Below are 25,015 nucleotides of genomic sequence, written 5' to 3' on the forward strand. Positions count from 1 at the left end.
AAATTAAGAGATAAAAAAAGGCGAGTAATCATACTCGCCTTAGTTTAATTTTTTATCGAATTGGAGCAGAGTACATTAATCCGCCACGAGTCCATTGTGCATTTTGACCTCGAGCAATTTGTAAAGGAGAGTCTTTACCAACATTTCTGTCAAAACTCTCACCATAATTACCTACTTGTTTAACAATCATATAAGCCCAGTCAGCACTTAATTTTAAGCTTGAACCGGCATCACCTTCTGTGCCTAATAGGCGTTTTTGTGCAGGGTTACCGCTTTTCATTTTTGCGTCAACATTAGTTGAAGTCACACCTAAATATTCAGCTTCAATCATTGCGATTAACGACCAACGAACAACGTTAAACCATTCATCATCCCCTTGGCGAACAACAGGGCCAAGCGGCTCTTTTGAAATCACTTCTGGTAATACAATGGCACCACTTGGATTTTTTAGACCAATTCGAATAGCGTATAATTGCGATTGGTCAGACGTTAATGCATCACAACGACCCGATTCAAAACCTGCACGGGTTTGGTCGGATGAATCAAACGTGATCACTTTGTATGTCATATTTTTTGAACGGAAATAATCCGCTAAGTTTAATTCTGTTGTAGTACCTGCTTGAATACAAAAAGACGCGCCGTTTAATTCTAAAACACTTTTTACACCAAGGCTTGATTGAACCATAAACCCTTGACCATCATAATAATTCACGCCAGCAAAGTTTAAACCTAATGATGCATCTCGTGTGATTGTCCAGGTTGTATTTCGCGCTAGAATATCAATTTCACCTGATTGTAATGCAGTGAAACGCTCTTTTGCCGTTAAAGGTTTGTATTGTACTTTATTTGCATCACCTAAAACTGCTGCTGCTACTGCTTTACAGCTATCGACGTCTAGTCCACTCCATTGCCCTTTTTCATCCTTTTGAGAAAAACCTGCAAGGCCAGTACTCACGCCGCAAGAAAGTGTGCCGCGAGTTTTTACATCATCCAATGTACCTGCTGTTGCACTAAAACTAAGACCTAATGTTAAGCTGGTTGCTAGAATAGTTGAGAGTTTGATCATTTTGAGCTCCAAGATTTGTAATTAAATTACTGATTAGTGACACTGAAAATTCCAAAAACATGATTGTCAGATATTTTTAGATAAAATAAAACCAAGCAAATACCTAACCATATAACCAAAGAAATAACACAATGCTTGCTGTGCTTAATTAAGTAATTGAAAAATAAGGATTTTTTTTAGAAGGGAATAGAATAAAAACAGTTTATGTCTTTTTATGGTGAGTTTTTATGTGTCATAAATATGCAAGATTGTGAACTTGCACTGTTTCATAGCATAAAAAAACAGAATTCTGACTGACTTAAAATTATCATGGCGAGAAATAAATCAATAAATTATGGACTTATTTTTCAAGCGAAAAGTAAGTCCATAATTGGTTTTTATTTTTTATGGCGTACAAATACAATCACAACTAATGCTAATAAAGCTAAAAACATTAAATATACATGTCCATATTTTGAATAAACCGTCATGGATCGATTTAAGCTGACTTCACCTATTAATGTGGCAGAAACAAAAGATTCAAGTTTATGGGTAATTTTTCCATAAGGATCAATAAATGCTGTAATGCCTGATTGAGTTGAACGCACAACACTTAATCGATTTTCGATGGCGCGCATTTGAGCGATTTGTAAATGTTGATGAGGTGCTAAGGAATTTCCAAACCAGTCGTCGTTACTTACTGTAATGATGATTTCTTTGTCTTTTGCGTTGGTACGAACTAATTCAGGATACGCCGCTTCGTAACAAATAATTGAGCCGATCACATGTGGTATCCAAGTTTCATTTTTTAATTGATTGACAATGATTGGCGTTTGATTCGCATCCCCTGGAAAATAATCATAGGCATTCATATTTAGAAAAGGAAAGGTTTTGCGAATGATGTCACCATAAGGCATATATTCACCAAATGGCACTAAGTGGATTTTATCGTAAACCCCTGTTGAATTTCCCATCGCTTGGATGGAGTTACGTGGGCGATTATCTACAAGTCTTGGCACACCTGCTATTAATGAAGTTTGGTTTTTTTTCGCCCATTGGCCAATATAATCTAACACTTGTTGATTGGTTTGATAGCTATCTGTTAATGCTGCTTCTGGCCAAACAATAAGATCGGTGTCATTTAATTTAATGGTTTCGTTTAAATATTGTTCTCTGGATTCAACGGTGATTTTATTCGTCCATTTTGTTTTTTGATCAACGTTTGATTGAATTGCTGCCACTTTTAATGAGCCTGTGGTTTCATTAAATTGAATGAATTGAGTGAAATAACCAAGTACAAAAACTACAGCGAAGCTAAAAAGTATTGAGGCTTTTTTAATATGGCTAACATTGAGTATTTGACTAAAAAGAACGGCGAATAGCACTACGATAAATGACAATCCATAAACACCAAATAAACTTGCAAGCTGGCCTATATAGGTGTCGGTCATGCTGTAACCTGCAAACAGCCAAGGGAAACCCGTAAATAACCATGTTCGAATCCATTCAAATACCATCCAAAGGCAAGCAAAGCTGATAAACGAAAGCATTTTGTTTGCAAAAAATCGAGAATAAATCCAGCCTTGAGCCAAAAATAATAAGGCAAACCCTAGGCAAAACACAAAGATACTGGCCGCTGCAATGAATGGTGGAACATATACCGTTAAAAATGCGAAATAAATCCACGATATACCGGTTGCAAAAAAACCAAAGCCATATCCATAACTGATACGTTTTGAAAATTGGGGAAATTTACTTAATAAAATATACCACGCAGCTACGCTAACAAATGTTGCAGGCCACAGTTTAAAAGGGGCTAAACCGATTGAGAATAGAGCCCCAGAAATAATAGGTAATATAGTAGAATAAAGCGCAGTGGTCAGTTTCATAAGGATTCCGTAAAGCTATAAATACATGCTAGTTGATTGAATGTGGCTGATTGTATGAGGATTTAATTATTTTGCAAATTTGTCGAGTTTTTATCTTAGGTGAAGCTACACTTTTAAACAGTGATTGAGTTGCGATCACTTTTTAAGTGGGTGTTTTACTTACAGTTTTTGAAACATTGCCCTCAATATAGAGGCTAATAATTAAGCTACAGTTAGGTTTATTTCAGTTATGAACGTCATTATTTATTGCGAAGCGAAAAGTGAGAGACAGTATTATCAAGCCGTTTGTGAGGAAATTGGTGTAATCGTGACAATCAGTGAAACAACCGCCGCATTTAAAGATCAGTTAATTGCTAACGATTTTCAGCTAATTATTCTTTCATTACATTTGGTGGATATTCATAGTTTTGAATTAGCTGGCTATATTCGAAAGCAACTTCCCTTTATTAATACTCCTATAGTCGTGATGACCGCCGATAACCGCGAAACTGTTTTAAAAGATGCCTTGAAAGCTCAAATTTCAGATGTATGTGAAAAGCGTCATATTGAAAATTTAAAAAGCATTTTAGAGCGCATGAATGCTCGTCACAAACAAATAGACGCTAAAATATTGTATTTAGAAGATGATAAAGCTTTGGCTGGCGCTACGGTTTCTACATTAAATACCGCCGGCATTAAAGTAGATTGGTGTATTGATTTAAAACATGCTCAGGCGTTTGCTAATCAAAACAAATATGACTTAGTGTTATTGGATACCGTCTTAAACAATAATGAATCAGGGATTGATTTTTTAATTTGGATAAGAGCAAATGCTATTGCGCATAATGTTGATATTCCAATATTAGTGATTTCAAGTTTTGCCGCTGCAGATCGAAAAATACAAATATTTAATGCAGGGGCCGATGACTTTTTGGCTAAACCTTATGTAGAGGATGAATTATTAGCAAGGGTCATTAGTTTAATTGAACGTAAGCGAATTGAATCAGCAAGACCTTCATGTAGCGATCCGTTAATTGAACAAAAAAGATCACGTTTTTTAGCGACCATTGCTCATGATTTACGCTCACCATTAAATGCAGTGTTAGGGCATTTGCAATTGTTAGACAATAGCGCATTAAATGCAGCTCAACTTAATCACGTAAGCCAAGCAGTGCAATCGGCAACTACGTTAAAAGAGCTAATAAAGGATTTGCTTGATTTTAGTATTATTGAAGATGATCAATTTAAATTGTATCCAAAACCTAATGATTTACACGCTATATGTAATGAAGTCTTTAATACAGTTAATGTCACCAATGAAAAACACGATCTTAATTTAGTAATGACAATGTCTGAAGATCTGCCAGTTGACATAAATATTGATGCATTACGCTTAAAGCAAGTGTTACTTAATCTTTTAAGTAATGCGTTAAAATTTACAAAAAAAGGCACAATTCATTTTAAAATTGATTTTAACGACAAGACTAAGGTGGCTTCATTTCATATTATAGATACCGGAAAAGGCATTGATGAAGCTGAGTTAGCCAGTATATTTGATACATTCACCCAAACTGATCGAGGCAGTAAAGAGGCGTCAGAAGGATTCGGGTTAGGTTTGTCGATCTGTCATCGACTTGTATTTTTATTGGGGGGCAACATCAGTGTAAAATCAAAAATTAATAAAGGTAGCGATTTTTATTTTGATATACCACTGACTTTGAATGCAAAACAAAATATTGATACATCGCAAGTCAAACCGTTTGAGAAAGATAATCCTTATCAGGTTTTAATTGTGGATGATAATCAATTTAACCTAGAGGTGATGAAAGGATTTTTGAAAAAGTTAAATATTAAAAATCAAAGTGCAAATAATGGATTACAAGGATTAAAAAAATTGGAAACACAGCGATTTGATGCAGTGATTTTAGATTGTATGATGCCGATAATGGACGGGTACACCATGGCGCAACAAATGCGATACGAATCTAAATTTGACCATATAAGTATTATTGCAAGCAGTGGCAGTTTTAGTGATACGGAGAAACAAAAATGTTTGTCTTTTGGTATGAATGATTTTTTACCAAAGCCCATTTATTTTCCTGATGTAAAAAAAGTATTGAAACACGCATTTGATCGAACTTCTCTTTGCGCTAACAGGGGATAAAAGTTAAACTAATGCCCAATTTAACCTGTCTTTGAGCCTATTGTGAGTATCGATTCTAACGATTCAACCATTGATTCACCTAACTTCGTTTCGCTGTTTCGTCAAAGCGCACCCTATATCTATGCAAATCAAGATAAAACCGCTGTATTTGTTATCAGCGCACTAGCCCTTGAACATCCAAACTTTATCAATACTCTGCATGATTTAGCCTTACTTAATGCATTAGGATTAAAAATTGTTTTAACCTATGGTTTAGATCACGAGCAAGATAATGATCAAACCCCTGTAGATCCCGAAAAACTTAAACAACTAATTCAAAGAAACGGTGAAGTGTTGAGTCAAATTATGTCTCAGTTTTCATTAGGGTTAATTAATTCACCCATGCACGGCGCTAAAGTTCGAGCGATTACAGGGAACTTTGTAACCGCAAAACCAAAAGGCATTATTAATGGTGTGGATCATAAAGCATTAGGTGAAATTCGAAATGTGGATTCTCAGTCTTTTAATTCACATTTAAATTTAAACGAAATTATTGTAATTACACCTATTGCTAACTCCCCAAGCGGTGAAGTGTTTTATATTAACCCTTGGCAGCAGGGTGCAAAAATAGCCAGTAAATTACAAGCGGATAAAATAATATTTTTAGGGCAGTGTGAATTAATTAATCAATCGTTTAAAGGTGAACTGACATTAGAACAATCTAAGCGTTGGCTCTCTTTGCAACCATTTGATGCGATGGGGATTCGTGAATTGCGCCATGCAATTGTTGCATTAAATGAAAAAGTGAATCGTGCATATTTACTGGATTTTAAAATTAATGGGCAATTATTAACGGAGTTATATACTCGTGATGGTTGCGGCACGTTAATTTATCAAGACGATTATGACGTGATCCGTCATGCAACCATGGATGATGTGACGGGTATAAAAGCATTACTTGAACCGTTAGAAAAAAATGAAGTGTTGGTGACACGTACAAAACAAAACTTAGAAGAGAATATTAATCAATTTCAAGTTTTTGATCGTGACGGAATGATCATAGGCTGCGCTGCGTTTAATTCGTTCGGCGAAACAGGAGAGCTTGCTTGTTTGGTCATGCATGAACAATATCGTCAAGCAAGTCGTGGTGATATGTTATTGAAAAAAATACAAGAAGTTGCAAGAGCAAAAGGGGTAAGACAATTGTTTGTTTTAACCACTCAAACTGCACATTGGTTTGTTGAGCGTGGTTTTGTAAAGGCTGCGCTTCAAGATTTACCAGAGCAAAGACAATCACTTTACAATATTCAACGTAATTCAAGTGTGTATATTAAACAATTATAAATAGGTTTTTTTAAATGAGTTTTATTGAACAAATTAACAAACAACGCATTAAAAATAATTCAATGGTGTGTGTAGGGCTTGATCCTTTTGTAGAAAAAATGCCAATAGAATTTCAAAATTCTAAAACCGGAATTTTTGATTTTAACAAAGCCATCATTGATGCAACGTATGATGTTGTGTGTTCTTATAAACCACAGTTTGCGCATTATGCGGCTATCGGCCAATTAGATGCATTAAAACAAACCATCGCGTATATCAAAAAAACTTACCCAGAAGTGCCAGTGATTTTAGATTCAAAGCGTGGCGATATTGGGACCACTGCTGATATGTACGCAAAAGAAGCGTTTGAGCAATATAACGCCGATGCCGTAACGGTAAACCCCTATATGGGAGACGATACGATATTGCCTTTTACCGCTTATAAAGATAAAGGTGTCGTGATTTTATGTCGTACCTCTAACCCAGGTGCTGGCGTGATTCAAAATATTAAAAGTGATGGTAAAACATTATTTGAAATCATAGCTGAGCGTGCCAGTACCGTTTGGAATGAAAATAACAATGTCATGTTAGTAGTCGGTGCAACCGCACCAGAAGAAATGGCGCGCATTCGCTCTCTTGTTGGTAACATGGAATTTTTAGTTCCTGGTCTTGGTGCACAAGGTGGGGATGTACAAGCAGTCATGGACGCTGGTCTGAATGCAGATAATTCAGGTTTAGTGATCAATTCATCACGCGGTGTATTGTATGCTTCTAACCAATTGAGTGACTTTGCTCAAAAAGCCAGATTAGAAGCCATCGCTCTTAGAGATCAAGCTAATCAATATAAAAAATAATAAAACCGATAAAATGACCTGGAAAAAATTGTTAATTCAAGAGCGATTTTTTCTAGATCAAGACAGTCAAAATGAATCCTTTCGAAGTCAGTTTCATAAGGATCAGGATCGAGTGGTTTTCTCCACTGCTTTTCGTAAATTAGCAGGCAAAACTCAGGTTCATCCTTTATCCACTTCCGATCGAATTCATAATCGTTTATTACATTCATTAGAAGTGGGCAGTGTCGGTCGATCGTTGGGGGTGCAGGTTGGTTTTCATATAAAAGACGATTTACCAGAAAATATTTCTCCTGATGACATCGGTGTCATCGTTCAAAACGCATGTTATGTTCATGACATTGGTAACCCGCCTTTTGGTCATGCTGGTGAATACGCGATTCAAGATTGGACACGACAACACCCTGAGTTTTTTGACATGTTATCTGCAAATGAAATGGATGATTTGAAAAATTTTGAAGGTAACGCTCAAGGATTTCGTTTACTGATTCAAACAGAAAACCATTTTAATGAAGGGGGGCTGCGCTTAACCTACCCTACGTTAGCGTGCTCATTAAAATACCCCTGGACATACAATAAAAAACCTAAAAATAAGAAATTTGCAGTCTATCATTCTGAGCAACGCCAGCTTGATACATTGATGTTTCGATTGGGCATTTATAAAAAAACAAATGGGCAATATTCAAGATACCCACTTTCGTATTTAATGGAGGCAGCGGATGATATTTGCTATGCCTTGATGGATTTAGAAGATGCCGTGACATTAAATATTTTAACATTTAAAGAAGTCGCGGATATTTTTCAGTCTATTCATGGGCAGCATTTTTTTGATTTTGAAAGCCCTTCAGTGGGCGATGGCAAACAGCTTTCTGCTCTGCGCGGAAAAGTGATTGATGTTTTAATAGATCAAGTTGCGAAAACATTCGCTGAAAATTTAGACGAAATTTTAACCGGTGAATTAGACGGTGATATTTTTGGTCATTGCCCTGAACATATTAAACAGGGGATGTATAAAGCCAAAGAGTTAGCGCGCACAAAAGTGTTTATTAGTAGCAAAAAAACACAAGTTGAAATTGCCGCTTACACCGTTTTAAGTACATTATTAAGTTTATTTGTATCCGCTGGTTTTGAATTATATGAAAAACAAAACGTCGAACGATTAAGTTATCGCGCTCAACGTGCGTTGCAATTAATGGAAGACGAGGCCCCTCAAGCTGGGTGGTCTGCTTATAAAATTTACTTAAGAATGTATGACTTTATTGCAAGCATGACCGATCAACATGCAAGCACATTGGCTAAACAAATTTCAGATCCAATAGCATTTTATTAAGAGAAAAAATTATGACACTTATATTAAAAGATAAATGGGCGTTAGTAACTGGCGCGAGTCGTGGCGTAGGGCAGCAGATAGCTTTAGGCCTTGCTAAAAAAGGTGTAAATCTGGTTTTACATTCTTCAAGTATTAAAAATCAAGATAAAACCAAAGCATTATTAAGTGAATTTAATGTTGAAATCAAAAGCATTGAATCGAATTTAGAAGACCCAAAGAGTATTCAAAAAGGGTTAGAATCAGCTGAAGAATTAAGTGGTGGCATTGATATTTTATACAATAATGCAGCGGTTATGACGCAATTTATTGATTTGTTTGATGCGCCAATTGAGGACTATCACAAAAGTTTTCAGGTGAATGTGTATGCAGTCATCCAAGCGTGTACGTTTTTTGCACCTAAAATGAAAGCACGAGGTTTTGGTCGAATCATTAATACAACATCAGGAATTAAAGACACGCCAGGCTTAGATGCTTACAGTATTTCAAAAGCCGCATTAGATAAATACACAAGAGACTTAGCAGTTGAATTAGCAGGCTCGAACGTATTGGCTAATTTATTAGATCCAGGTTGGTGTCGTACGGATTTAGGTGGTGACCAAGCATGGAATGATGTGAAATCTGTTTTGCCTGGTGCATTATTACCCGCAATGATTGGAAAAGAAGGCGACGAAGAGCCAAGAGGTATGTGGTTTAGTGCGCAAGATTTCGCAGGTATGGATATTTAATAATCGAGTTTGATATAAAAAAGAAGGCGTTTGCCTTCTTTTTTTTGCCTGATGATTTTAAATTAAGCTAATGGTAAATACACATCCACAATCATTTCATTTTCTGGTACATCAGGAAAAAAAGATACCCGTTCAAAAAATAATGGAAGCTCCCCTTTTTGTTCGCCACTTTTATGTAACCATGCGCCTTGTAAAAATTTAGCAATGTGCGTTAATTGATCATCACTGCCTATGTGACGTACTTTTGCACAACGCATAGTTGGGAATGTTTTTTGTTCAAAATCTTGAGTATAAGCAAAATCAGAATGGGGAATTTGCGCTGCTAACACAAAACTAAATGCTTCAGGATTAGTTGGAAGAGGCGGGCTTAATGGAATATTAAATGTGCGGCTTTTATCAGGTGATAAACCGTTTTGTTTACGCCAATTAATAAATCGTTGAAGGGTTTGAGCTAACATTTTTGGGTGGCCAGAATGTTTGATACTCATTGTGTTGAGGGTTTTAAACTCAACTATCTCAACTTCATAGTTGGTCAGTAAGTCATTTATGTTCATAATCTTCTGTCTTATTTGTTGTATTTGCATTTGTTGATTAAACCAAATCTCAAGTGTTGGGGTTGTTCTAAATTGCTTAGGTGTGCGATGTAAGTGATGTTTAATTGCGCGTGAAAACCCTTCATAAGATTCGTAGCCATTATCTAAAGCTATGTCAGTCATACTTATTTTAGTGCGAAAGAATATTTGAAAGCTGGCGCGTTTTAATCGTATTAACTTTAAATATTGACCTACCGTCACTCCAAACTGTTGTTTAAATATTCGTTGAAAATGATAAGGCGACAAGCACGCAATTTTGCTCAACTGAGAAATAGTTATTTTTGAAGTTGGGTTTTTATCAATAAAAGCAATAACGATGCTTAAGCGGTTGAGTATATTCATGCCATTATTGTAATTGAGTTGAGATTTCAAACATGACTTAACGTGCTATTTTCAAATGTTAGGCAAAAAAAAGGCAGAATCTAAATTCTGCCTTTTTTGTTTTTAATTTAACTGCTTAGAAGTTAATTAAATAATGAGCATAGATTGAAGCGCCATAACCTAACGCAATTGCCCAACTCCATTTTAAATGGCTGAAAAATGTGTATAAGCCTTTTGACTGACCCATAAGTGCCACACCAGCAGCAGAACCCACTGATAATAACGAGCCACCCACACCTGCTGTTAATGTGACTAACAACCAATGTTCATGAGACATTTCAGGGCTCATTGATAAAATAGCAAACATTACCGGAATGTTATCAACAACAGCAGATAATAAACCAGCAACGATATTAGCAGTCATTGGACCCCAACCGTTGTACATGATGTCTGATACAAGTGCTAAATAACCAATTGTACCTAAACCGCCTACACAGAAAATCACACCGAAGAAGAACAATAATGTGTCCCACTCTGCTTTTGCTACTTTGTTGAAGATATCAAATTGTGTAATATCTTGAGAGAATTTTTTGTCTGTACGTTTGATGTAATAAGCAAAGAAGAACAAATAAGACAATCCCGTCATCATGCCTAAAAAAGGTTTTAAGTGTAAAAATTGCTCAAAACTTACCGCAGTTGCAATGGTTGCCAAAAATAAACCAATAATCACAAAGCCACCACGTTTAACTTCTACTACTTCATCAATTGCTTTTGGTGTCTCATTAGGAACAGCAAAGCTCATGATTGCGGCAGGGATTATAAAGTTTACAACTGACGGGATGAACAAGTTAAAGAATTCAGCAAAATTCACGTGACCTGACTGCCAAACCATTAAGGTTGTGATGTCGCCAAAAGGAGAGAATGCACCACCGGCGTTCGCTGCAATTACGATGTTAATAAACGCAACACTTACAAACTTAGGGCGATCGCCTCCTACTGCTAATACAACTGCACCCATTAATAATGCGGTGGTTAAGTTGTCGGCAATTGGTGAGATGAAAAACGCTAGAATACCTGTTATCCAAAATAGTTGACGGTAGCTTAATCCTTTGCCTACTAAATAAGCACGTAATGCTTCAAATACGTTACGTTCAGTTAATGCGTTAACATAAACCATTGCTGTTAATAAGAATAATAATAAAGCAGAAAATTCTAAGAGGTTGTGATCAAGTGCAACGCCAACGATCTCTTTTCCGCCTTCAACGGTATTACCTAAAATGGCAACTAATATCCAAATTACACCTGCTGCTAAAAGTACAGGTTTAGATTTACGTAAGTGGATGAATTCTTCTGCAATGACTAATACATAGGCTATTACAAAAAAGATGACACCAAAAATCGCTAATGGTGAGGTGATTAAACCCAATACTGGAGATGATGCGCCTTCAGCAGAACTGGCAAAAGCCGGTACTGTTAATAAAGACAACAATAAAAACATAAACGCTTTCATGGTTAGTTTCCTAGAAAATGCACAGAATCTGTGCGGTTGATAAATTTGGAGCGCGATTATAACGCTTTATAGGTAAGGATACCTAAAAAATTATGGAAATTTATAGGTAATTTTATGGTTGTTTAAGAATTTATTGGTTTGAATACCGTTCTAAAATGTTTTCAATTAATGCGTCAGAATTAGGGTTGTTAATTTGTCTTTGTGTATCCTGTTCAAACCATTGGATTGTTTGCGATATGCCTTCAGAAAAAGGTATTTTACAATTGAAATCTGGAACAAAAGCTTTTATTTTATTGTTATCAAATAATGTTGAGTTGGATTTATCCCCTTTAAGGGATCCTGTTTTTTCAGGTGCAATTTCGCAGATAAAATCCGTAGGAATATAAACTGCATTTAATGGTTGCTTAAATATATCGGCAATATGTTGATAAATTTCGTTCCATGATGGTGCTTCGTCACTTGTGATATGAAATGCCTGTCCAATTGTTTTGGGGTTACCTAATAAACCTGTGAGTCCAATTGCAAAATCTTTTGCATGAGTAATGGTAAATAGTGCAGCTCCATCGTCATGGATAATAATGGGTTTGTTCTGTTTAATGCGATTAATGATGTTGTAATCTGTCCAGCCGCCAAATGGTACAGGAATTACTGTGTCATAAGTAAGTGACGGCCTAACAATACAAACTGGAAAGTTGATCATTTTGTTAGCTGTAATTAACAGTGCTTCGCAATCAATTTTATCTTGAGAGTATTGCCAGTAAGGATTGTGTAATGGTGTGGATTCAATAATTTTTTGTCCTGTTGCAACTGTGTCATAACATGAAGCAGAACTGATAAAAATATATTGTTTTGTGATCGAATCAAATAACTCAATATCTCTTTCTATATCCGATGGGGTAAAGGCGATCCAATTTACAACGCAATCCCATTTTTGGCTTTTTAGTTTTTTTTGTATCTCAAAGTCATTAATGTCCCCTTGAATAAAAGAGGCACCTTTAATATCTGTGTGATGATTGCCTCTGGTTAAAATGGTTAGATGATAACCAAGTTCAACACAGCGTATGCTTGAATGTGTACTGATATTTCCGGTGCCGCCTATAAATAAAATATTCATTAGGATTTCCTATTTTTACGTTTTTTTAATTGTTGTTGCAAGCGCATTAAGTGTGAGGGTGAGCGGCGCATGGGTTTAGACTTTGGCAAATGTATATGAAAATGAATAGCCAAATAACGAATAAAAAATACAAAAAATGTCGTTGACCATAATAACCATTGATCATTTACCATAAATTGATTTAACAATAAAAAGAATACCCCACCTAAAATAGAGGCGGTTGCATAAAAATCTGAGTGAATGACCATTGGGATTTCGTTGACTAATAAATCGCGAATTGCGCCTCCACCACATGCAGTAAGCGAGCCCATAAAAATTGTACCAATGACACTCAATCCTGCTTGTTGTGCAATCATGCAACCAATAGCAGTAAATACACCTAAGCCTAATGCATCCGCTAATACAATCCAGTTCCAACGCCAAACTACTTTTGATGCCGCAAAAAATACAAGTAAACCTGCAATGACGGTAAGTATAATATAAATTTCTTGAGAAAAAACAGATGGTGGCGTGTTGCCTAAAATTACATCACGCATCATTCCTCCGCCTACACCTGTAATCGTCGCTAAAATAATAACGCCTAATAAATCTAGTTCATATTTAATTGCTTTAAATGCACCAGAAACTGCGAAAATAAATGTCCCAAATAAATCAAATATAAATAACCAGCTCAAAGTATTGCCTTAATTTTTTGTGATGTATTCATATCAAAGCAATATTTAATAATGCTGTAACTGTCATTATCTTTTGTGCTGAATATGAGTGAGTATTTCGGATGATCAATTTGAATGTCTTGAATGTTGCTTGTATTAATCTCCCAATGAATGTTTTTACCGGTTTTAAATATCACGGTACTGTCATTAATAATTAATGCAGTCTCATCTGTCGCCTTGAATGTCAGCAGATGTTTTAATAACAGGTGAATAAAAGCATGAATCAAAACTAGGGATGAAACGACTAAAGGAATGAAACTAATGGAAAGCAAAAAAAATGAAGCGATGGTTAAAATAGAAAGCCCAGCAAGAATGAGTGATGGCATTTTAAATGAGCCTTGGTAAGGCGATGCTGAAAAAGAATGATTCATAAATCACCAATTTTAATTATTGATCAACTCTACCACAAAAACAAAAAAACCTGCATAGAGCAGGTTTTGTCGGTAGTACTCAAATCTGCTGGAGCAGATTTTGCGATTGAGCATTTAAGAAAGTTTCCTTTCGTTAGAATGCTCACAAAGCGTTTAATTTATTCAAGGAATGAAGAAATTAAACTTAAACAGCACTTAAAACAGAATTCTTGTTTTAATTGTACCTTTAATTGTTTTGATTTTTTCTAATGCCAAGCTTGAGCATTTTTGATCAACATCCATCACAACATAACCGACTTGTTCAACAGTTTGTAAATACTGACTAGAAATGTTGATGCCGTTTTCTGAGAAAATGCTGTTGATGTCACTTAATACGCCGGGGCGGTTTTCATGAATATGCAAAATACGGTGCTTATCAGGGTGAGCTGGTAATGCCACTTCTGGGAAGTTAACAGCAGAAATAGACGTGCCGTTATCAGAATAAGTAGCTAATTTTTCAGACACTTCAAGACCAATATTATATTGTGCTTCAATAGTTGATCCACCAACGTGCGGCGTTAGTATGCAGTTATCAAATTCACGTAAAGGAGAAACAAATTCTTCTTTATTTGATTTTGGTTCAACCGGGAATACATCAATTGCAGCGCCTAAAAGCTTTTTAGTTTTTAAAGCGTTTGCTAATGCATCGATATCAACCACTGTGCCACGAGCAGCATTGATAAATATGGAATCTTGTTTTATTTGGGCAAATTCTTTTTCACCAATCATCCATTGTGTGGATGGGCTTTCAGGAACGTGCAAAGAAACAATGTCTGATTGTGCTAAAAGTTCTTCTAATGTACTAACTTGAGTTGCATTACCTAATGCTAGTTTGGTGACGATATCATAAAAAATGACAGTCATACCTAGGCTTTCAGCAATGACACTTAATTGGCTACCAATAGACCCATAACCCACAATACCTAGTTTTTTGCCGCGAATCTCGTAAGAGTTTTCAGCGGATTTTTGCCAGCCGCCACGATGACAAACTGCATTTTTTTCAGCAACGCCACGTAATAATAAAATGGCTTCAGCAATCACTAATTCTGCTACAGAGCGAGTGTTTGAAAAAGGCGCATTAAATACCGCAACGCCGTGTTCTGTTGCTGCTAATAAATCAACTTGGTTAGTACCAATACAAAAACAACCCGCTGCAACTAGTTTGTCAGCCGCTTCAAATACTTTGCGCGTCAGTTGTGTACGCGAACGTAAACCAACAAAGTGTGCATCTTTAATTTCTTCGATTAATTCATCTTCTGCTAAAGCGGTTTTTAGATAAACAATGTTTGAGTATCCTGCTTTTTTAAAGTTTTCGACTGCAGATTGGTGAACGCCTTCTAATAAAAGAATCTTGATCTTGCTTTTATTTAGAGAATTTTTGCTCATGATTTAGTTAGCCTTTTAAGACAATCATCGTGTGATGAATTAGTGAAATTTTATCGATAGACACTTTAAAAAAATTTGAAAGTGTCCATGAATAAAATAACTAATGAGCGTTGAATCAACGCTCATTTATAATTTTATTAAAGTACGTCTTTTGCGTTTAAATCAGCAAATGCTTTTTCTAAACGTGCAACCATTGATTCTTGACCTGCGCGTAACCAAACACGTGGATCATAGTATTTTTTGTTAGGAGCATCAGCGCCAGTTGGGTTGCCGATTTGACCTTGTAAGAACGCTTCTTTTTCAACGTAGAAGTTTTTAACGCCTTCCCAAGTTGCCCACTGAGTATCAGTGTCGATGTTCATTTTGATTACGCCGTAACCAATTGACTCTTTGATTTCTGCTTCAGTAGAACCAGAACCGCCGTGGAAAACGAAGTTTAAAGAGTTAGCTGGAATGCCGTGTTTTTCAGAAACGAAGCTTTGAGAATCACGTAAAATAGTAGGTGTTAATTTTACGTTACCTGGCTTATAAACGCCGTGTACGTTACCAAAAGAAGCAGCGATTGTGAAACGTGGGCTAATTTTCATTAACTCAGTGTAAGCGTAATCCACTTCAGATGGTTGAGTGTAAAGTAAAGACGTATCCATATCCGTGTTATCAACGCCGTCTTCTTCACCACCAGTACAACCCAGTTCGATCTCTAGCGTCATGCCCATTTTAGACATACGTGTTAGGTATTCAGCACAGATTGAGATGTTTTCTTCTAAAGGCTCTTCAGAAAGATCGATCATGTGAGAGCTGAATAATGGAGCGCCAGTTTTTTCAAAATGTGCTTCAGAAGCATCTAATAAGCCGTCGATCCAAGGCAATAATTTTTTAGCTGCGTGGTCAGTATGTAAAATAACTGGAACCCCATAAGCAGCTGCCATTGCGTGTACGTGGTGTGCACCAGAAACCGCACCAATAATTGCTGCTTCATGACCGTCTAATTTCAAACCTTTACCCGCATTAAAAACAGCGCCGCCGTTAGAAAATTGAATAACAACTGGCGCTTTAACACGAGCGGCAGCTTCTAATACAGCGTTGATTGAATCTGAACCAACAACGTTAACAGCTGGAAGTGCAAATTTATTTTCTTTTGCTACAGCAAAAACTTTTTGTACGTCATCGCCAGTAACAACACCTGGTTTTACGAAATCGAAAATCTTAGACATGAGTTAAACCTTTTTAAGACTAAAAGGAGCGATAAGCTCCTTAATTTAATTGAATGAGTAATTAAGCGTTTTTTGCGCGTTGTTTTAAAATGGCAACTGCAGGTAATTCTTTACCTTCTACCAATTCTAAAAATGCGCCACCGCCAGTTGAGATATAGCTTACATCTTTGCTTAAACCGAACTTGTCGATTGCAGCTAACGTGTCGCCACCACCAGCAACTGAAAATGCGTCACTAGCCGCAATTGCTTTTGCAACATCGCGAGTACCGTTTGCAAATGCATCAAATTCGAATACACCACAAGGGCCATTCCAAATCATAGTTTTTGCATTTTTGATGATTTGAGAAACTTGCTCAACGGTTTTAGGGCCGTAATCAATAATTTCTTCATCGGCAGCAATTTCGTTAGTTGCACGAACCGCTGTAACGGAATTATGGTTCCAATCGCCAAAACCTTCTTTTGTGATGCGAACGTCTTGGGCGAAAATAATTTCAGTTTCTTTCATTAATTTTTGTGCAGTTGGAATCAAATCTTTTTCATATAAAGAATTGCCCACTTCATTTCCATTTGCCGCAACAAACGTATTTGAAATGCCGCCACCCACAATTAAGATATCGACTTTTTTTGATAACGCTTCTAATACGTTTAATTTAGTGGAAACTTTAGCACCGCCTACTAAAGCGACAAATGGGCGCTCAGGCTTATCAAGTGCTTTGCCTAACGCATCTAGTTCAGCTGTTAATAATGGGCCAGAACAGGCAACGGGAGCAAAACGTGCTACCCCTTCAGTGGATGCGTGCGCGCGATGGGCTGTACCAAATGCATCCATCACAAAAACGTCACATAATTTAGCCATTCTTTTTGCTAATTTTAAATCGTTTTCAGATTCGCCTTCATTAAAGCGTACGTTTTCTAGTAAAACGATTTCACCTGGATTTAATTCAATACCGTCAACCCAGTCAGAAATTAAAGGAACGGGGCGATCTAATGCATCTGCTAAATTAGCAGCAACAGGTTTTAAAGAAAAAGCGTCATCAAACTCGCCTTCAGTTGGGCGACCCAAGTGAGACATAATCATAACCGTTGCGCCTTTTTCTAGGGCCAGTTTGATCGTTGGTAATGAGGCTTTAATACGAATGTCGCTGGTGATTTCGCCGTTTTCATCTAATGGAACGTTTAAATCTTGGCGAATTAAAACACGCTTCCCAGATAAATCCAGATCAGACATGTGGATCACTGACATACTTATACCTTTGCTGTTGAAAAAATGTGCGCGCATTATAAAGGCAACGGGTTCACAAGTCTATTTTGAAACGGTTAGATTAGTGTTGTAAAAAGGTATCGAGAAAGGAAAAAATTGAAGTGTAAATGGGAAAGGGGAGTACTTATATCCTTTTGAGGTATAAAGGTGGGGTGGGTTAAATTTAAAGCAAAAAAAAGACAAACTCGAAAGTTTGCCTTTTATATAACAATCTAAAAGATTAGATAGCTACGATGTTTTCAGCTTGTGGGCCTTTTTGACCTTGTGTTACTTTGAAAGAAACACGTTGACCTTCAGCAAGAGTTTTAAAACCAGAGCTTTCGATTGCAGAGAAATGTGCAAAAACGTCAGGACCAGATTCTTGCTCGATAAAACCAAAACCTTTAGACTCGTTGAACCATTTAACTGTACCAGTTGTAGTAGACATATTATGTACCTATATTATTAATTAATTTTGCCTTCAAGAGGCGGATGTTTAGCGGAAAAATACTCTTGAATTTAAAAACTACAGGTCGAAGTACTACTGAAAGGCAACGAAGTGGAGACAGATAAAAAAAGGACTTACTTTCTAGCTGCCGACGAATATATAGAAGTGAATGTGTTGTGTCAACTTTATATTGTAATTAAGTGTAATAAATTAGCATTTTTTTTAGCTGAAACCCTGTGGTAAAGGGGGAGTTGTGCGGGAAAAGAAATTTTTATTACTTTCAATAAAGTGAGGGTTGTCTAACGGTGGTAATCTGGGTTGTTTAAAGGTGGTAAATAGTAATGGGAAGGGAGTGAGGTGAGTGCTTTATTTTAGGCAAAAAAAAGACAAACTCGAAAGTTTGCCTTTTATATAACAATCTAAAAGATTAGATAGCTACGATGTTTTCAGCTTGTGGGCCTTTTTGACCTTGTGTTACTTTGAAAGAAACACGTTGACCTTCAGCAAGAGTTTTAAAACCAGAGCTTTCGATTGCAGAGAAATGTGCAAAAACGTCAGGACCAGATTCTTGCTCGATAAAACCAAAACCTTTAGACTCGTTGAACCATTTAACTGTACCAGTTGTAGTAGACATATTATGTACCTATATTATTAATTAATTTTGCCTTCAAGAGGCGGATGTTTAGCGGAAAATACTCTTGAATTTAAAAACTACATAACGAGAACTACTGAAAGGTAACGAAGTGGAGACAATAAAAAAAAGGACTTACTTTTAGCTGGCGTGAAATATATAGAGAGTTGAGACCTGTGTCAACTAAATAAAGTAATTAAACGTAATCAACAGAGTCATTTATGATAAGAATTCTCAGTTTTAGAAGAGTCTATATAAAGGAATAAGATGATTAACAATTTTACTCGGTGATTTAATAGCCATCGGCTACCTATAAAGCTAAAATCGCGCCCTTTAAAAATAAAGCTAAACAAAAGTGGGTTGTAATGAGTAGAAAGGTTGAATTATTAGCGCCAGGCGGTGATGTAAATGCGATTAAAGCCGCGATTGTCGCGGGAGCAAATGCCGTATATTGCGGACTCGATGTATTTAATGCGCGAAACCGAGCATCGAATCTTTCCTTTGACGAATTAAACGGCGTGATTCGTTTAGCCCACGAATATGGATGTGAAATATTTTTAACCGTTAACGTCGTGATTTTAGAGCAAGAATTGCCATCGCTTATTAATCTTTTTAATCAATTAGTGAACACCCATGTTGATGGCATCATCGTACAAGACTTGGGTGTGTTTAATTTAGTTAAAAAATATTTTCCAAGTTTGCATATTCATGCGTCCACTCAATTAACCACACATAATGAAGGGCAGATTGTCTTTTTAGGTAAAATCGGCGCAACCCGTGCGAATTTATCTCGTGAATTAAATTTAACCGAAATCAAACTGTTATCGGATTTGGCCCACGAGCATGATGTATTAACCGAGGTGTTTGTACACGGCGCATTATGTATTGCGTTTTCTGGGCAATGTTATTCAAGCTCGGTAAGTGTGGGTAACTCTGGTAATCGTGGTCGTTGTTCTCAAGCTTGTCGTGACGAATACGAACCCACAGCAATGGGAAATAAACACCCACTTAATTTAAAAGATAATTCTGCGTATTTTGATTTGCCAGAATTAGTAGCCGCCGGTGTCGACTCAATGAAAATTGAAGGTCGCATAAAAGGCGCAAACTACGTACACACGGTTGTGGATTCGTGGCGTCAGCAAATTGATAAATTTGTTCAAACTGGCGAACTACTACAAGATGATTCCAACTTGTATAAAGTGTTTAACCGAAACTTCACCAATTTATTCTTAAAAGGCGATATGACCAAATCGATGTTCACCGACAATGCGCGTGATCATAGTTTTACTCATGCCAATGAAAAAAGTAATGCCATTTCTGTTGTACAAATTCAAGAAGCGCAAGATCAATTATCACAAGAAAAAAATGAAATTGATGCGTTAGTGAAACAAAAAATCAAACACTTAGATATCAGCAAGCATAAATTACGTTTTGAAATTTCAGGTCAGCTTGATGAACCATTAACCATTAATGTGTTTATTACTTCAACCAACTCATTAGGTGAAATTAGCCGCGATGAGCAAATCGAAGTGCAATCAAAACTTACATTAAAAAGTGCGGGTGACGCAGTAACCGACCAAGGCGCCATCGAAAAACGATTTAAAAGTTTTAACAATGCTAACTTTGTCATCGAAAAATTTGATTTTACAAAACTGGGTAAAAACCTAAGTATTCCATTTAAAGAATTAACCGCGTTACGTAAACAAGTGGGATTCTTATTAAATGATTCAAAAGAAGTCATCGCCCCTGTTGATGTACCAAAACTAATTAACCATCCAAAACCAAACGGCAAAACCACTATGTCGATTTTAATTGCCGATGAAGCAGACAGTTATTTGTGTGATGTTACCGATGGCGATGTGTACTTTAAATTACCAGAAAGCTTTAAAGCAGGTAACAATAAATACATAGACATTCTAAAAAATAATCCCCGTTTAATTCCGTGGTTTCCAGCGGTGTTAATTGGTAAAGACTATATAGAGGCTGTCAGAGTCTTAGAAGAAGTGAAACCAAAACGTATTGTGTCTAACAATACCGGTGTGGCATATAAAGCCTTTGAGTTAGGCATCAATTGGATTGCAGGTCCATTTTTAAATACGACCAATTCTTACGCATTATTAACCATGCAAGAAGAGTTAAATTGCCAAGGTGCGTTTATTTCAAACGAAATCAACAAACGTCAAATTCAAAATATCAAACGTCCAGCAAACTTTAAAATGTTGTACAGCATTTATCATCCAATATTAATGATGACAAGCCGTCAGTGTTTTTTCCAACAAACTGTAGGTTGTAAAAAACCAAGTATTGAAGCGGGCTGTATGTTGAGCTGTAAAAAAGAAACGACAGTCACCAATGTAAAAGGGATTTCTTTTGCAATTGATAAACAAAAAGGCGGATACCCAAGTATTTATAATCACGAACAATTTTTAAACTTAGATATTGTGAATGATCTGTCTCACATGTTTGATGAATTTTTTATCGACTTAACGGATATCGGTTCGGGTTCAAAAGAGGTATTAGACAAAGCGGAATTAATTAAACACTTTTCGCGTTTAATTAGCGGCGAGCAAGAAGCGTCGAATCATTTAAATAACATGGTAGAAATCAAAACCAACGCACAATATACCCAGGGTTTATAGAAAGTAAATTCTCATCCTCGACAGCCACACCGTCGAGGATTCAGAGACTAAATAGGAAGTTGTCATGAATAACAATCAATCAGAACACCCCATTTTATATTCATTACAACATTGCCCCTACGCCATACGCGCCAGAATCGGAATTTATTTGGCCAAGCAACCGGTTATGTTGCGCGCCATCAACATGAAAAACAAACCCGAACACATGTTACAAGCCTCACCAAAAGCAACGGTGCCTGTGTTGATTTTACCTGTGATAATGTTAGATGAAACATTAAAACAAGAAAATTCAGTGGTGGATGAAAGCCTAGACATTATGCTTTGGGCATTATCAAAAACCGACCCACAAAACTTATTATATTCACATGATAAAACCGCATTAAATAAAATGTTGACACTCATAACACTCAACGACAAACAATTCAAACCCGTACTAGAAAAATACAAATTCGCCAAACGCAAACACGAAGTGTCTGAAATATATTACAGACAGTTATGTGAAGTATTTATTCAACAATTTGAAAACACCCTTAAAAAACAACCCTATTTTATGGGCGAAACACCCAGCCTAGCTGACTACGCGTTACTGCCTTTTATAAGGCAATTTGCCAGAGTCGATAAAGCTTGGTACCGCACCTCGCCCTATGTCAATGTTAAGCGCTGGTTAGATGAGCATCTACAGCAACCCTTTTTTACAAAAGTCATGGCAAAATATCCTCTGTGGTTAGATTGCGGTGAAGCGTTTTTGTATGGAGAGAAATAAAAAATACTCACTGAAATAACTCACTGAGACATCCATAGTTGTGTTTGGTGTTAATAAATGTCACAGCTAAAATAGATGTGGCAAATATTAGTGAATCAATCGCTAAATTGAGATTACTAATTTGGCATTGAGAGTGAATTGGTATGGATGTCTTGGTAATTTTTGTAACTGCGATGGGTGTTGCTGTTTATTAAAATTAATAAAAAACTTAATCCAATATAGGTAAGTTTCAATGGTTCGCTTGGCGTAACCTCGTTGCACCATCTCTCTATTAATGGATGTTAAAAAAGGGGAATTTGACATATTTTTATACTCATATTTACTGGTTATATATACAGGTTTGATCAAAAAAATAGTAAATCCAGAAAAAACACAGCACCTTGTAAAATGAAATAGGGCGATGACAAATACGGAAAAATTCCGTATTTGTCACTTATTTAAATTTTTTGGGTTATCTCAACTTGTTATCTAAAGTATAAATTTCGTATGAAAAATAGATAAACATGCTGCTAAAATCAGAGAACATGTAATCTATTAAAGTAAGTGCTGGGTAAATAGACCGACAGAAATAGCAGGCAGTTTCTGTTCGTCCTGAACCCACTGCATTAATGCATCCCTGCATGTCAATTTTTCCATGTTTTTATTGATCATGAAGAAATTTTCTATGTACTCTTATCAAAGCCTAGAAATAGTGAGGAAATTTTCTGTATTAGTCTCAAAAAAATAGTAAGTAAAATTTTGAAAATAGAAAATAACTGGGTATAGTGTGGCCTTAAACCAACTGACGGACTTTATTTAAAATGTTTAAAACAGATTTTTTCCGTCTAATAACATGTTAGAGATAAGGATAGATCGTGCAAGAAACATTAATAAAAGTCGGATCTGCAGTAGCGCTATTGGCGTTTTACATACCTTTTCTAGTAATTATGACGAGAAGTGTCGGGGCTAAAAGTGGCCGTCGTCACTTTTATAGATCATTGAAAAATATATTTGAGAGAGAAAAAGATAACTCGAAAGCTATAGATCAGATATCGATTATTTATAGGCAGGTCTCTGAAAATAACACAGAATTTTCAAAGAAATATAGAACTCCAATAGATATATGCGAAGATCTCCTATCTAGAGCTACGGGTTTCACATCGTTCGTGTTTAAGCTTCACTATTCCCTTAGCTTTACTCCTGAAGAAATCAGTAGATTAGCTGATATCGTTAAGTCTATAGAAACAGAAATGCCTTTTATTTCTTTATCGCCAAAATACGGAAATCAACTTGAGATGTTAAAGCTTGCTTATACGTCAAATGATGTCGATCTTGGTTCAAACGGTTTAAAACAACTTGCTAAAGATATCAAATTTTTAGAGTCTACAATCGAAAATCAAGAGCGTAAAAATCGCACATCTACGTGGGTTTCAGTAATAGGTGTAATTTTAACAATTGTGTTTGGTGCCGTTTCCATATTTCAAGTTTATGCCTCGTCACCAAACCTCTAACAAAAAGCTCCACCTGACAAATATTGCTACGCTCGTTTTTGTGTATGTCGCGTAGCTCCATTTTACACAAAAACGCTCTCCGCAATATTTACAGGTGAGCTTGGCGTTATGTTACTAGGGCTGACTTATGCGTTCTTTTAAAGGTGTTGATTTAAAAACCACACAAAATTTGCGAAAGCAGTTTCCACAATTAATAGATAGATTATGTGATGATGGTTTCAATTATGATTCTAGGGTTTGTATTTTTGATCACTTCTTAAATGCACAAGAAGCAGTTGAGTTAATGGATAAAGTTTCTTTGGAAGAAAGGACTAAGCGTGACGCATCATGGCACAAATTTTATGAAGCCATAGTTAACAATTTCGATATTTTCATTATTAAATATGCACGAGAAAAATTGATTTTTAAGTCACCGCGAAATAATAGTCTAGCGATAAAACGTTTAGATTTGATGGAGAGTGCAGGATATATTAGTTTTGTCATTCCTGTATTAGACCTTTATTATGAACAAGGTTGGGATGCTACGCATATCGTTTATTACCAAGAACCGAACAAATTAGAGTGTTTAAAATCAATTGTTAAAGAATCTGGCTTGTATTGGTTATAAAGTAACATAATAAATAAGAATAGGTTGCGCGTAGCCGCAACTTAATTCTATTGTTGTACAAGCCCGGTCTTCATTTATAGTGTATTTCTTTTCTGTGACTTTTTTCTGGGTTTTGGCTTCCTTCAACTTTTTCATGTTTAAAATTTGAGAAGCATCCTTACTCTCATTCTACTGTTTCCTTTTTTTGGGTAATTCTTAATTAATTCAGTGTCATATAATATTTTTACCCCATTAGTTTTCTGATTTAAACCTATCCCGTATACCTATCCTTTTTTACGCCCCGATCGTTCGCATTTTTTCTATCTTCATTTTTGATTTTATAAATCCACAAAATGTCATTACTTTTTTACAGCAAGGACAGATGACTTCGTAATGAAACGATTCACAAAGTTCAGGCAAGGTTACTCTTAGCATGAGTTGGATTTTCATAAGGAATACATAAGGAATATAAAGGAATATAAGGAATATAAGGACATGCAAAATAGTATAGGAAAATGAAAATCACCGAAAAGTAAGTGGTTTTTTAAATTAGGTTCAATGTGATTATTTAAAATTCATATCATTTTTATGAAAATGGTAAAAGGTGGGGAATAAGATGCTATTCATTGAATTGCGGGTATGTGTAATTCAACCAAGAAACGATGGAAGTTT

Annotated in this window: 22 protein-coding genes; 9 read left to right on the forward strand and 13 right to left on the reverse strand. The window is 36.1% G+C overall.

Going from position 1 to position 25,015, the window contains the following annotated elements; genetic code table 11:
* Window positions 1-52: 52 nt before the first annotated feature.
* A complete protein-coding gene (locus TYM08_RS02530) occupies window positions 53-1,066 on the reverse strand; it encodes an amino acid ABC transporter substrate-binding protein (protein ID WP_422381404.1) in 1,014 nt (337 codons plus the stop codon).
* 377 nt (window positions 1,067-1,443) lie between these two features.
* Window positions 1,444-2,934, reverse strand: coding sequence for an apolipoprotein N-acyltransferase (lnt, locus tag TYM08_RS02535; RefSeq protein ID WP_422381405.1), 1,491 nt, complete (start codon window positions 2,932-2,934; stop codon window positions 1,444-1,446).
* A 229-nt stretch (window positions 2,935-3,163) separates the two neighbouring features.
* Between lnt and TYM08_RS02540 the strand changes: the two genes are divergently transcribed.
* The 5 genes from TYM08_RS02540 to TYM08_RS02560 are packed head-to-tail and all read left to right on the forward strand — an operon-like array spanning window position 3,164 to window position 9,285.
* Window positions 3,164-5,077 carry a response regulator gene (locus TYM08_RS02540; RefSeq protein WP_422381406.1) on the forward strand — a complete coding sequence of 638 codons (1,914 nt, stop codon included), beginning with the start codon at window positions 3,164-3,166 and terminating at the stop codon, window positions 5,075-5,077.
* A 42-nt stretch (window positions 5,078-5,119) separates the two neighbouring features.
* Window positions 5,120-6,400: an amino-acid N-acetyltransferase gene (gene argA / locus TYM08_RS02545; protein ID WP_422381407.1), complete on the forward strand. Its 1,281-nt coding sequence runs from the start codon at window positions 5,120-5,122 to the stop codon at window positions 6,398-6,400.
* 14 nt (window positions 6,401-6,414) lie between these two features.
* Window positions 6,415-7,233, forward strand: a complete 819-nt coding sequence (gene pyrF, locus TYM08_RS02550) for an orotidine-5'-phosphate decarboxylase (RefSeq protein WP_422381408.1) — start codon at window positions 6,415-6,417, stop codon at window positions 7,231-7,233.
* Window positions 7,234-7,246: 13 nt separating this feature from the next.
* Entirely contained in the window at window positions 7,247-8,560 is a 1,314-nt protein-coding gene (locus TYM08_RS02555) for a deoxyguanosinetriphosphate triphosphohydrolase (protein WP_422381409.1), read from the forward strand.
* A gap of 11 nt (window positions 8,561-8,571) precedes the next feature.
* Window positions 8,572-9,285, forward strand: coding sequence for an SDR family NAD(P)-dependent oxidoreductase (locus TYM08_RS02560; RefSeq protein ID WP_422381410.1), 714 nt, complete (start codon window positions 8,572-8,574; stop codon window positions 9,283-9,285).
* Between the two features lie 62 nt (window positions 9,286-9,347).
* On the opposite strand, the gene TYM08_RS02565 is transcribed toward TYM08_RS02560, so the two are convergent.
* The 10 genes from TYM08_RS02565 to TYM08_RS02610 all read right to left on the reverse strand — a co-directional run bounded on the left by TYM08_RS02565 (window position 9,348) and on the right by TYM08_RS02610 (window position 18,868).
* The gene (locus TYM08_RS02565) at window positions 9,348-10,220 is read right to left on the reverse strand and encodes an AraC family transcriptional regulator (RefSeq protein ID WP_422381411.1); all 873 of its coding nucleotides are present in this window, start codon (window positions 10,218-10,220) and stop codon (window positions 9,348-9,350) included.
* 115 nt (window positions 10,221-10,335) lie between these two features.
* The gene (gene nhaD / locus TYM08_RS02570; RefSeq protein ID WP_422381412.1) at window positions 10,336-11,709 is read right to left on the reverse strand and encodes a sodium:proton antiporter NhaD; all 1,374 of its coding nucleotides are present in this window, start codon (window positions 11,707-11,709) and stop codon (window positions 10,336-10,338) included.
* Between the two features lie 130 nt (window positions 11,710-11,839).
* Entirely contained in the window at window positions 11,840-12,823 is a 984-nt protein-coding gene (locus TYM08_RS02575; RefSeq protein ID WP_422381413.1) for an NAD-dependent epimerase/dehydratase family protein, read from the reverse strand.
* Window positions 12,823-13,497, reverse strand: coding sequence for a trimeric intracellular cation channel family protein (locus TYM08_RS02580; protein ID WP_422381414.1), 675 nt, complete (start codon window positions 13,495-13,497; stop codon window positions 12,823-12,825). Before TYM08_RS02580 ends, TYM08_RS02575 begins: the two co-directional genes overlap by 1 nt.
* Entirely contained in the window at window positions 13,494-13,907 is a 414-nt protein-coding gene (locus tag TYM08_RS02585) for a hypothetical protein (protein WP_422381415.1), read from the reverse strand. The genes TYM08_RS02580 and TYM08_RS02585 overlap by 4 nt, the downstream gene beginning before the upstream one ends.
* Window positions 13,908-14,102: 195 nt before the next feature.
* Window positions 14,103-15,332, reverse strand: coding sequence for a phosphoglycerate dehydrogenase (gene serA / locus TYM08_RS02590; RefSeq protein ID WP_422381416.1), 1,230 nt, complete (start codon window positions 15,330-15,332; stop codon window positions 14,103-14,105).
* 137 nt (window positions 15,333-15,469) lie between these two features.
* Window positions 15,470-16,546 (reverse strand): class II fructose-bisphosphate aldolase, encoded by a 1,077-nt coding sequence (gene fbaA / locus TYM08_RS02595; protein WP_422381417.1) that lies wholly within the window; start codon window positions 16,544-16,546, stop codon window positions 15,470-15,472.
* A 61-nt stretch (window positions 16,547-16,607) separates the two neighbouring features.
* A complete protein-coding gene (locus TYM08_RS02600; protein ID WP_422381418.1) occupies window positions 16,608-17,789 on the reverse strand; it encodes a phosphoglycerate kinase in 1,182 nt (393 codons plus the stop codon).
* Between the two features lie 238 nt (window positions 17,790-18,027).
* Window positions 18,028-18,234 (reverse strand): cold-shock protein, encoded by a 207-nt coding sequence (locus TYM08_RS02605; RefSeq protein ID WP_422381419.1) that lies wholly within the window; start codon window positions 18,232-18,234, stop codon window positions 18,028-18,030.
* A 427-nt stretch (window positions 18,235-18,661) separates the two neighbouring features.
* Complete coding sequence (locus TYM08_RS02610) at window positions 18,662-18,868, reverse strand: cold-shock protein (RefSeq protein ID WP_422381419.1); 207 nt, start codon at window positions 18,866-18,868, stop codon at window positions 18,662-18,664.
* 362 nt (window positions 18,869-19,230) lie between these two features.
* On the opposite strand from TYM08_RS02610, the gene TYM08_RS02615 reads away from it, so the two are divergent.
* Both TYM08_RS02615 and TYM08_RS02620 read left to right on the forward strand, forming a co-directional pair.
* Entirely contained in the window at window positions 19,231-21,504 is a 2,274-nt protein-coding gene (locus TYM08_RS02615) for a peptidase U32 family protein (RefSeq protein ID WP_422381420.1), read from the forward strand.
* Window positions 21,505-21,568: 64 nt separating this feature from the next.
* On the forward strand, window positions 21,569-22,267 hold the full coding sequence (locus tag TYM08_RS02620; protein ID WP_422381421.1) for a glutathione S-transferase: 699 nt from the start codon (window positions 21,569-21,571) through the stop codon (window positions 22,265-22,267).
* Window positions 22,268-22,369: 102 nt separating this feature from the next.
* Here TYM08_RS02620 and TYM08_RS02625 read toward each other — a convergent pair whose 3' ends face one another.
* Complete coding sequence (locus tag TYM08_RS02625) at window positions 22,370-22,570, reverse strand: phage integrase N-terminal SAM-like domain-containing protein (RefSeq protein WP_422381422.1); 201 nt, start codon at window positions 22,568-22,570, stop codon at window positions 22,370-22,372.
* A 551-nt stretch (window positions 22,571-23,121) separates the two neighbouring features.
* Between TYM08_RS02625 and TYM08_RS02630 the strand changes: the two genes are divergently transcribed.
* Together TYM08_RS02630 and TYM08_RS02635 are read left to right on the forward strand one after the other, a co-directional pair.
* The gene (locus TYM08_RS02630; RefSeq protein ID WP_422381423.1) at window positions 23,122-23,757 is read left to right on the forward strand and encodes a hypothetical protein; all 636 of its coding nucleotides are present in this window, start codon (window positions 23,122-23,124) and stop codon (window positions 23,755-23,757) included.
* A 127-nt stretch (window positions 23,758-23,884) separates the two neighbouring features.
* Window positions 23,885-24,364, forward strand: coding sequence for a hypothetical protein (locus TYM08_RS02635; RefSeq protein WP_422381424.1), 480 nt, complete (start codon window positions 23,885-23,887; stop codon window positions 24,362-24,364).
* Window positions 24,365-25,015 lie beyond the last annotated feature (651 nt).

Origin of the sequence: Marinicellulosiphila megalodicopiae (assembly GCF_045862395.1) — a bacterium.
GTDB classification, from domain to species: Bacteria; Pseudomonadota; Gammaproteobacteria; order Pseudomonadales; family Natronospirillaceae; genus Marinicellulosiphila; species Marinicellulosiphila megalodicopiae.